Source organism: Frateuria defendens (assembly GCF_001182895.1).
Taxonomy (GTDB): domain Bacteria; phylum Pseudomonadota; class Gammaproteobacteria; order Xanthomonadales; family Rhodanobacteraceae; genus Frateuria_B; species Frateuria_B defendens.
In genome coordinates this window covers 1-633 of record NZ_LFQR01000242.1, presented here as the reverse complement: position 1 = coordinate 633, position 633 = coordinate 1, and the positions used below count along the sequence as shown (strand labels likewise).

Here is a 633-nt window from a genome sequence, read left to right as displayed (position 1 = left end):
CGGCCGGCGCCCGCCCGCCGACGACATCGACGCCGACGACGCGGTGTTCGCCTCCGGCTCCGAGCGCATGCAGGACACCGCCACGCCCGAGCGCGAACTGCTGCGCCAGGAAATTGAACAAACCGTCTTCAGCACTGTCCAAGCTCTGCCGGAGGAGCTGCGGGTTGCCATCACGCTGCGCGAGGTGGAGGGCCTGAGCTACGAGGAGATCGCCGAGGCGATGGGCTGTCCCATCGGCACGGTGCGCTCGCGCATCTTCCGCGCGCGCGAGGCGATCGACGAGAAATTGCGGCCACTGTTGTCGGACCGCGAGGATTAGCCATGACCGAACAACATCCCGAACATCTTTCCGCCGGCATGGACGGCGAGCTTTCCCGCGAGGAGCTGCGCTTCCTGCTGCGGCGGGTCGAGCACGACGCGGCGCTGGGCCAGACCTGGGCGCGCTACCACGTGGCACGCGAGGTGCTGCGCCGGCAGTCGCCGGCGACGCTGGCCGCGGAGGATTTCTCGCTGCGCGTGCTGCGGGCGATCGAGCGGCCGCTTGCCGCCGTGCCGGCGTCGTCGCGTTCGGCGCGCCACCGGCACTGGCTGCGCTGGTCGACCGGCGGCGCGATCGCCGCCGGCGTCGCCGTG

2 protein-coding genes are annotated in these 633 nt (G+C 71.4%); both read left to right on the top strand.

The genetic code is table 11. The features are described from left to right. A partial coding sequence (locus ACH65_RS18120; protein ID WP_049624043.1) for a sigma-70 family RNA polymerase sigma factor occupies positions 1-319 on the top strand: 319 nt, incomplete at its 5' end. A 2-nt stretch (positions 320-321) separates the two neighbouring features. Continuing rightward, a partial coding sequence (locus ACH65_RS18115) for a sigma-E factor negative regulatory protein (protein ID WP_049624042.1) occupies positions 322-633 on the top strand: 312 nt, incomplete at its 3' end.